The sequence below is a fragment of the Plectonema cf. radiosum LEGE 06105 genome, from assembly GCF_015207665.1.
Classification (GTDB): domain Bacteria; phylum Cyanobacteriota; class Cyanobacteriia; order Cyanobacteriales; family Nostocaceae; genus Rivularia; species Rivularia radiosa_A.
In genome coordinates this window covers 1-4,796 of record NZ_JADEWL010000251.1, presented here as the reverse complement: position 1 = coordinate 4,796, position 4,796 = coordinate 1, and the positions used below count along the sequence as shown (strand labels likewise).

General features: G+C 35.2%; 5 protein-coding genes. 1 reads left to right on the top strand and 4 read right to left on the bottom strand.

Translation table 11 applies throughout. From position 1 onward, the window contains the following. Nucleotides 1-102: 102 nt before the first annotated feature. On the bottom strand, nucleotides 103-843 hold the full coding sequence (gene psb32 / locus IQ247_RS31425; protein ID WP_193926083.1) for a photosystem II repair protein Psb32: 741 nt from the start codon (nucleotides 841-843) through the stop codon (nucleotides 103-105). 583 nt (nucleotides 844-1,426) lie between these two features. Between psb32 and IQ247_RS31420 the strand changes: the two genes are divergently transcribed. Beyond that, nucleotides 1,427-1,930, top strand: coding sequence for a hypothetical protein (locus tag IQ247_RS31420; RefSeq protein WP_193926081.1), 504 nt, complete (start codon nucleotides 1,427-1,429; stop codon nucleotides 1,928-1,930). A 107-nt stretch (nucleotides 1,931-2,037) separates the two neighbouring features. Here the strand turns inward: IQ247_RS31420 and IQ247_RS31415 are convergent, their stop codons facing one another. The 3 genes from IQ247_RS31415 to IQ247_RS31405 all read right to left on the bottom strand — a co-directional run bounded on the left by IQ247_RS31415 (nucleotide 2,038) and on the right by IQ247_RS31405 (nucleotide 4,624). Continuing rightward, on the bottom strand, nucleotides 2,038-2,811 hold the full coding sequence (locus IQ247_RS31415) for a hypothetical protein (RefSeq protein ID WP_193926079.1): 774 nt from the start codon (nucleotides 2,809-2,811) through the stop codon (nucleotides 2,038-2,040). A gap of 291 nt (nucleotides 2,812-3,102) precedes the next feature. Next, a complete protein-coding gene (locus tag IQ247_RS31410; RefSeq protein WP_193926085.1) occupies nucleotides 3,103-3,972 on the bottom strand; it encodes a polyphosphate kinase 2 family protein in 870 nt (289 codons plus the stop codon). Between the two features lie 163 nt (nucleotides 3,973-4,135). After that, complete coding sequence (locus IQ247_RS31405) at nucleotides 4,136-4,624, bottom strand: hypothetical protein (RefSeq protein WP_193926077.1); 489 nt, start codon at nucleotides 4,622-4,624, stop codon at nucleotides 4,136-4,138. Nucleotides 4,625-4,796 lie beyond the last annotated feature (172 nt).

The window sequence follows — 4,796 nt, the reverse complement described above, 5'->3', positions numbered from 1 at the left end:
GGCTTACCATCTCCCCATCCCCCCCTTCGGGTTGCGCCACTTCTCTCAACGCGGGGAACCCGCGCACGAGAGTGGCTTACCATCTCCCCATCCCCCTATCACCTATTCCTTATTCCCTTCTGATGATGGCTGGAAAACTAAATAGATATAGTATGTTGCCATGGGAATTACGGTTGCTGCAATCAATAATCCTATTACCCAAGCGGTAGCGTTTCCTTGGTTGGTTTCTTCAGCTTTGGTAAAGGTTCCTTCTACCTGTACTTCGTTAGGCACTTCCGGAGGGCCCGGATCTGGTTCTCCCGAAAGTACGCTAATAAGACGTTGTTGTGCGTCTAATAATGCTTGATTGTATTTATTACCGTTACGCAAAGGCACTAAAACTGTTTCTGATGCTACACTTTGAGCTATATCATCAGACATGATAGATTTGACTTTATCGCCGGTAATAATGGCGGTTCCGTTGGTTACGGAGTCAATTGTTAATAAAGTTTGATTTGCTTGTGCTTCTTTTGTTGGAAACCATTTTTCAAATAGAGCTTTGGTAAAACTTTCGGGAGTTTCCCCATAATCTAAACGACGAATAGTTACTATTCTGACTTCGTTTCCTGTCTGCTTAGCCAATTCATCGAAGGCACTATTGATTTTACCTTGATTAAAACGGCTGATTAAATCTGCTTCATCTACAATCCAAGTATCTGAAGTCAGGTTTGGTATGTCATACACACCCGTAGCGAAAGCGGGTACTGCAAACACCGAAGAAACGAATATCATTATCGCTAGCGATAAAATCAGCTTCGCGATATTTTTTTGCCAACTCAAGAAGTGGTTGAGGAGCTGTTTCATAGCAAAAAACCACCATACGACTTTTCACCAAAAATACTACATAAGTACTATCAAAGTCTCGTTTTCAGCAAGGTTTTCTATAGAAATGCTCTCACTAGGTTTAATACTAATAATAACAATCGAATAAATCGTAATGATTCCTGTTTTCAATGATCTCAATCGAGTAACTTGATAATAACAGACTATAAATCGCGATCGCCACGCGCCCAAGGGCGATGGGGTAGTGCAAGCGAAGCTATCGCAAAAGTATAACTTGTATAAATAATTTATGAATAATTTATGAATAATTTATGAATCATAAATAAATTTAATTGATGATTTTGCGATTGAATACATATTTGATGAAAATCTAATAAGTTCTTGACTTGAATAGAGGTATTAAAATTATTAAGATACTTTTGATTATAGTAGTTTGTTGTACTGATAAATTCATGATTATCAAGTATATATTAGATAATAAGAGAATTAGATTATTAAGTGTAATCCAGGAGGCATTAATTAAGATTTTTTATATTTGATTTGTTGAAACTAATTCTCAGAAGTTGACATTTGTGAAATTATTGAAATTCTTTAAATTATTTAGATGAATTATCTAATTGCAGTTTACACAAACCGAATCCAAGCGGAAGCAGCTTATACTGCTCTGGAAGAAGCCGGTTTACCTACTAAACAAATTAGTATCTTGGGTGCTGGTTACAAAAGTGCCGACGAATATGGATTAATTAACCCAAATCAAAAAGCTAAAAATAACGCACAACGTCTTAGTTACTGGCTTCTTCCTTTTGGATTCGCTGCTGGTTATGCTTTCAATTTGTTGACAAATATCGAAATAATTCCCCATGCTGGTATTATTAACCCAATTATTGGAGGCTTATTAGGAGCAGCTTCCGGTGTATTAGGTGCTTTTGTTGTCGGTGGTAGTGTAGGGCTGACAGTTGGTAGTGGAGATGCTTTAATTTATCGCAATCGCTTGAATGCTGGGAAGTATTTAATTATATTTCAAGGTACTGAAGAATTAGTTAAACAAGCAACTAATATATTGCGTTCTTTTGAGCCTGAAAATATTCAAGGTTATGCGGAAACTTAAAGCTTGCTATTTATTAGCATTAAGAAACCGTGCTTTTTCACATTTCAAATTACGACAAATTATCATATATTTATTGCAAATAATTAAAAGTAATTACAAAATTTAGTTTATGCAAATAATCTAAATCTTGCTAAAATAGTTTGAATTGTTTGTGGCAAGATTTTATTTAATTCTTTACTGTCTTTGAATTGCATTATTTGAGTTGTAGTTAAATCAAAAGGAAATTGTCCATTTTTATCCTCACGCTGCATTTGTGCGAGTAAAATTTGTTCAGAACGTTTACTTTGAATAGCGTAACCAATTTCAATACAAGTATTCGCACTCGGAAGCAACAACGGTTTTTCCTTACCGTTGTCAACACTCGTAATCGGTGTCGCATCCGCAATAAACAAGAGACTTCTGCGAATTTTTCGCATCATACTACTTCCCAAACGCATTGGAGCATCTTTGGGACGAATTGACTCGATTAACTTCAACGGAAGTCGCGATCGCAAATTCAATTTATCCAAACTATCGAGCAATCCTTCACGTAAAGCATCGCTAGCTTCGGGATACTCATTCTGATAACTCAAAAAAATCGTTGGTTCTAATTGAGCCAACAAAGCCTGCTTAGTAAAATAAATTTCATGACTAATTAAATCGATGTTGGCTACACAATAACCACCACTACCTTCAATATAAAATTCTATTTCGTCGCCTTCGAGATAGCGGCGAAACCAAGTTGAATTTTTTACTTCGTTGCTATCTTCCAAAAAATCCGCTCTCAAAGCCGACTTCAACAGACTTTTCTTACTGATACGAATATCTGGCTGACGTTTTTCCAGCTCTGGAATCGGCTCATACTTTTCGATATACCACGCTCTCAGAGCAATAATCGACATAATTAGAAGCTATTTCTTTTCTTGTCTCAAATATTTAACTTTTTACAAGCTTACACCCAAGTGTAACCCTTCCGACAATATACCTATAGATATCATCCGAATGTAATGTAATTAATTGTAAAATTTCAGCCCTACCGTAGTTGCTCAAACTTTGATTAAGCTACTATGTCAATATTGGTGTTTGCATCTTGATCATCTATTTCCTCTTGATTGTATTGGTACAAATATACCATAAAATTTGTGAAGATGCATTAGTGAAAAATATTTTAATAACTGGTTGATGTTAAGTAATTAATTTTCCGCTTCTAAAATTTCCTTAGCTTTGAGAATATCCTGCTTATGTTGTTCTGTGGGGGTAGGATAATTTAATTTAAGTTCTTTTAGCTTAGAGCAAATAATATCAGCGACTGCGATGCGAGTAAACCATTTGTGATCGGCAGGAATGATGTGCCATGGAGCCCATTCAGTGCTAGTGTAACGAAAAGCATCTTCGTAAGCATTCATATAATCGTCCCAAAAAGCACGTTCTTTGACATCACTTGCGGAGAATTTCCAGTTTTTGTCTGGTAATTCGATGCGCTTCATAAAACGTTTTTTCTGTTCTTTTTTTGAGACATTGAGAAAAAACTTGAGAACGATTATTCCATTATTAGTCAAATATTTTTCAAAATGATTTATTTCTTCAAAACGCTGTTTCCATATATGATTACCCATTACAGATTTGGGTAATTGTTGTTTTTTAAGTAATTCTGGATGTACGCGCAGCACTAAAACTTCTTCATAATAAGAACGATTAAAAATACCAATTCTTCCTCTTTCGGGTAAAGCTTTTACACTACGCCATAAATAATCATGATCTAATTCCTCTGAGGAAGGTTCTTTAAAACTAAATACCTGACAACCTTGGGGATTGACACCAGACATAACATATTTAATTGTACTATCTTTTCCAGCAGCATCCATTGCTTGAAAAATAATTAGCAGAGCATAAGTATTTTGAGCATAAAGAATATTTTGGTATTTGGACAATCGTTCAATATCCTGTTGCAGTTTGATTTTGGCATCACCTTTATCATAAAAATCGCCTGTAAAAGTCGTATCGTAATCTTTTTTTAGAGAAATTTTTGAACCAGGTGGAACAATAAAAGGGTCATGATTCATAATTGAATATTGCGGATTGGGCATTAGATAAATAGATTTAAAACTTTTATTATAACAGTGGACACTTGAGAGTTGACAGTTGTTGGTTGCTTCTTAAATCTTAACTACTAACTACCATCCACCATCCACCATCCACTATCAACTATCCACTATCTCCTAACCATTACCAATCATCATCTAAATTTTGCTTATTAATAGGACGCATAGCTTCTCTACCTAAAAGAAACATTCCAGTAACACCTAAACAAACGAACCAAATATACTCACCCCAATATGTAGCAATTTGCTGAGTTGGACTCATTTGTGGTTGTAATGTAGTAAAAAAAAGCGCCAAAATAAGTATCATTAACGAACTGAATCCGACAAAACTTAAACCAATCCGCATCCGAAAAGGACGCAATTCCCAATCGTTAATTTTATTTAGGTCTATCTCTGCTAATTCTTCTAAGGAATCTTCTGCAATATCGTTGGCATCTTGCAAATTTTCACTTAATTTTGGTGGTAAAATTGGTACTAATGCTACAACAGTTGGACGACGTAGGAAAGCTTCGGTATTTCGCAATATTCTAAAAGGTTTGCGAGGAGTAGAAGGTTCAGCAAATTCTAATTCTTCGGTATTTTTTTCAAGCGGGACTTCGCGTTCAAAATCCATATTTAGCCTCGTTGAAAAATTATCGCCTTGCTAATTCTATTTTTAGCTCATTTTGCTAAAAGTTGTCGGGATAAATGTAATCAATATCAATAGAATTTTGGATTTTAGATTTTAAATTTTGGATTATGAAATTGGTGACACATAAAAATACACGTACTGCAAATACCCTACC